General features: G+C 41.7%; 3 protein-coding genes and 1 pseudogene. All 4 read left to right on the top strand.

All coding sequences use genetic code 11. The features are described from left to right. Positions 1–596: pseudogene (locus tag H6G83_RS34605) on the top strand (hypothetical protein); the annotation flags it as partial. 74 nt (positions 597–670) lie between these two features. After that, positions 671–1,423, top strand: coding sequence for a hypothetical protein (locus H6G83_RS34610; RefSeq protein ID WP_242045020.1), 753 nt, complete (start codon positions 671–673; stop codon positions 1,421–1,423). After that, a complete protein-coding gene (locus tag H6G83_RS34615) occupies positions 1,420–2,931 on the top strand; it encodes a TrbI/VirB10 family protein (protein ID WP_190480685.1) in 1,512 nt (503 codons plus the stop codon). The genes H6G83_RS34610 and H6G83_RS34615 overlap by 4 nt, the downstream gene beginning before the upstream one ends. After that, complete coding sequence (locus H6G83_RS34620; protein ID WP_190480688.1) at positions 2,928–3,704, top strand: hypothetical protein; 777 nt, start codon at positions 2,928–2,930, stop codon at positions 3,702–3,704. Before H6G83_RS34615 ends, H6G83_RS34620 begins: the two co-directional genes overlap by 4 nt. Positions 3,705–3,948 lie beyond the last annotated feature (244 nt).

Consider the following 3,948-nt stretch of genomic DNA (forward strand, 5'->3'; position numbering starts at 1 on the left):
AAGCGAAATCAGATTTAACCAAAAAATATCCAGATAAATTCAAAAAAAATGATGGGGTGTTTGCTTGGTTTATTGATTCTATCAACGGTACTATTGACGCTTATAAGGATGCTCTAAAGAAAAAAGCATCACCAATGGATGTAGTTTTGGCTCCCATTAATGCCTTCGTCGGGTCGGCAATCACAGACATTATTACTATCATTCTAGTCGGCATGAATGGGGCGTATCAGTGGGGAATTGAATTAACAATGTTAATGACCGCATTGCTTGGGCCACTAGCTGTAGGTGGGTCTTTGCTGCCCTACGGAGCTAAATCTATTTATACTTGGTTGGTTGGATATTTCAGTGTTGGGTTTGGCAAACTCTGCTTCAATATCATTGTCGGTTTCGCCGGACAATTAGTGGCTGATTCTAAAACTTACCAGCCGATGTTCTTCCTGTTTACTATTGGCATTTTCGCTCCTTTTTTGAGTACAGGATTAGCGGCGGGTGGCGGAATTGCTGTCCTCACTCAAATTAATAAAGCCGCACAATTTTATGGTGGCATTGCTCTCGATATTACTAAAACTTTAGTAACTAAAAAAATGGCTAAATAAAGAACCCTTACACCCTACACCCCTAATTTAAAATGCTAAATCACAAAAATAAGACTCAACCCAAGAAGGAGCCATTGCAGCTCCTTAGCTACAACAAATATGTAACAACTAGAGTAGGAATAATTTCTCTAGCTGGGTTCTCAATGGCTTTTATATCTTTGTTGTTACAATTCCTCAATTATGGAGCGATTTCGGTACTAAATAAAAAACAATTGGCCTTAATACAACTATCATCAGGTGAGACAATTACAGCTAGAGCCGTAGACCCTAAGCAACGGTCTGATGAAGTAATCAAAAAGTTTGTGTCAGACACATTTATTAAAATGTTCAACTGGGATGGTTTGACACAAGGTTTCAATGAAAAAGGCGAACCCATCACGAAACAAGATACTGGGATAGAAGTAGGAAGAATTAATAATAAATCGAATAGTCGAGTAACGACTAAAGCTTATGATGCTGCATTCGCTTTGAGTGAAAATGGTGGATTTAGGGCAGCATTCCTGAAAAAGCTAGCATCAATTACTCCCACGAGTGTATTTAATGGTGATGCTCAGGTATCTTTAATTCCTAGATTTATTTCTAATCCACGCAAGATTAGAGAAGGTAAATGGGAGATAGATTTTATTGGGACACTCGTAACTTTTGACCGTGCAGATAACTCAGGTAAGGGAATCACTTTTAATAAAACGATTACACTAGTCTCAATTTCTAATCCAGAATATACCCCCGCTAATACTACTGAGTTAGCTAAGAAGATTTATTCCGCCCGTCGCGCCGGATTAGAAATTACAGAGATTGTAGATTTGAACTTGGGGAGAAGAAAATGAGTGAAAATAACGGTAAAGTATCAACTGTAGATAAACTGCTTTCTCTGGGGGATGACGACAAAAAACACCCAGACAAACAGCTAGAACCAGAAAGTTTATTAGTACCTACTAAGCACACATTTGTGACTTCTCCTTGGTCACGGTTATTGATAATTGCTGTCCCTTTTGGGGTAGGTTTTTTGGGGATTTTTTTACTACTAAATGGTGTATTTAATCCTTCACCACCTCAAAAGATTGCTCAAAAACAGGAACAAGCAACTACCACAGAACAACAACAACAAATTGATGAGGAGGGAGACGGCGATGCTCGTGCAAAACTGGCTCTATCTGATCAAGAGCGAGAATTAGGTCGAATTAACAAAGATAAACCTGCACCAGTACCAGTTTCAAACACCGAAAAAGTCGTACCATCCACTCCACCGTCGCCACGAAGTGCGCCACGGACTGTTAATACACAACCACGTTCTACACCTCGTCGGAGAGAGCAACCAATTAGAACCTACCGAAGTGAGCCACCAAGGCGCACGAGTTTTTCTCCAAGACCCTCCATATCTAACCGAACAGTCACGCCAGTAGATCCTTTTGAACAAATCAACAAACTTCGTGCGGTCGGTTCTTACGGCAAAATCGCCTATGCCGAAACTAGTACCACTTCATTAGACCCTTCCCTAAATCAACCCAATCAACCTGAACAAACTGATGAGGAGAATGTAGGTAATGATCCTGTTGAGCAAACCACACCCCTCTGGTCAAACGACTCTATTGAAAAAATCCGCCCCCGGTGGCAAGTGGAGACTATTGCTAAGTCGGGTAAATATTTAGACCAAGAAAGGCAAATTATCCAGGGTAAACAAACTCGTTACCTGACTGTTGGTACTTTTGCTAGTGCTGTGGTTGTTACGCCATTGGTTCAAGCCACTCCTAGCAATTCAGGGCAACAAACATCAACCCCTAATAACACTAGGTCTGTCATCCAACTAACTCAAGATTTACCGGATAACTATGGGCAAGTGGCAATATCCAAAGGGACTTCATTGGCAGTGGAATTAGTTTCGGTAGATGGTGGCGGAGGAGCGATCGCTCACGTCCGCAGCATTGTTAAGGACAATACCGAGTACCCAGTATCGGCTGGTGCAATTTCCATGACTGGGGAAGGGGGAAAACCCTTAATCGCCAAGAAATTTCAGGACAGAGGTGGAGAGATTGCAGGCAATGATGTGTTTGGAGGTGTTGTGTCTGGGCTGGGGAAGGTTGGCCAAATCATTAACCAACCCGACACGGAGGAAGAATGGGAGGATGACGATGGCAGAACCAGACGACGTACCAGTGGCAACCGACGCAGTATCACTGGTGCATTGATGGAAGGCTTTTTTGGGCAGGTCAGCCAAAATATGAACCAGCGCAATCAACGCGCTAGTCAAGAAATTATGGCTCGTCCCAATAGTTGGTATATCTCTGCGGGGACTAAAGTGACCATTACAGTTAATCGTTCGTTGGAGTTGCCATGAACTTAATTAACACAATTACAAGCGGCACTCTAGCGATCAGCTACGCTGGGCTTTCAGCCATCGCGATCGCCACAACTCCACTGTCCACAATTGCTGCACCTGTAGTCCGCACTATCCAGCAATCACAAGCGAGCGGAACTAGTGCCAAACTTCAAACTATTAATGTATGGAATGGTCACGGGGTAGCAATTTCGTTTTATGAAATTGGTGAAACAATCAAAAAAGTTTGGTTAGATGACCCCTCACAAATCCTGATTGATACAGATGGTTGCTTATCTGGTCTTGACCAAAGTTGTTCTAATCCCGGTGCGGGGCTAATTCATCTACGAAGGATAAAGAGAGTCAATATACCAGGACTACCGCAAACATCGACAACTTTATTAACAGTCGTCACACAATCACAATCAGGCGATCGCAAGACTTACAGTTTTCGACTTGCAACAAGTAATGGCACTCCTAAATATAGTCAGGTAGTGATTACGAGTGGGGAAGTGACTGTAGCACAAACCCCTTTACCTCAAAAGCCTCAATCTTCACTAATCAAAACACAACAAACAATCAATCAAATTAGAGGCGGGATTGCGATCGCCATCAAAAATGGACAAATGAATTACCAAGATGAATTGCATAAACGGTTGCAAACGCTAATCGGTTATTTACAGTCAGGTGACGATATTCCTACTGCTGCTAATAAGTCATCTGTCTCTCAAGAGTTAGTCAACAAATTAATTGGTTTAAGCTCTGTTGAAGAAGAAGTCAGAAGTCAGAATTAAGGAGTCAGAATCAATTAATTGGGGATTTATCAGACTTCAATTCATGCGCTCATTCTGACTCCTGACTCCTGACTCCTGACTCCTATGCGCGATAATTTAACACAAGGTAACAGTTTATGAAATCTAATTTACGCCTCAATGATAACGTTTTACGTTGGTTAATATTTGGGGGTTTGGCAGGTAGTTTGTTCATTCATAGTTTCATAAAATATGGACTATTGAATCAAACTATTGGTTTGATTAT

Origin of the sequence: Anabaena azotica FACHB-119, from assembly GCF_014697625.1 — a bacterium.
Taxonomy (GTDB): Bacteria; Cyanobacteriota; Cyanobacteriia; order Cyanobacteriales; family Nostocaceae; genus Trichormus; species Trichormus azoticus_A.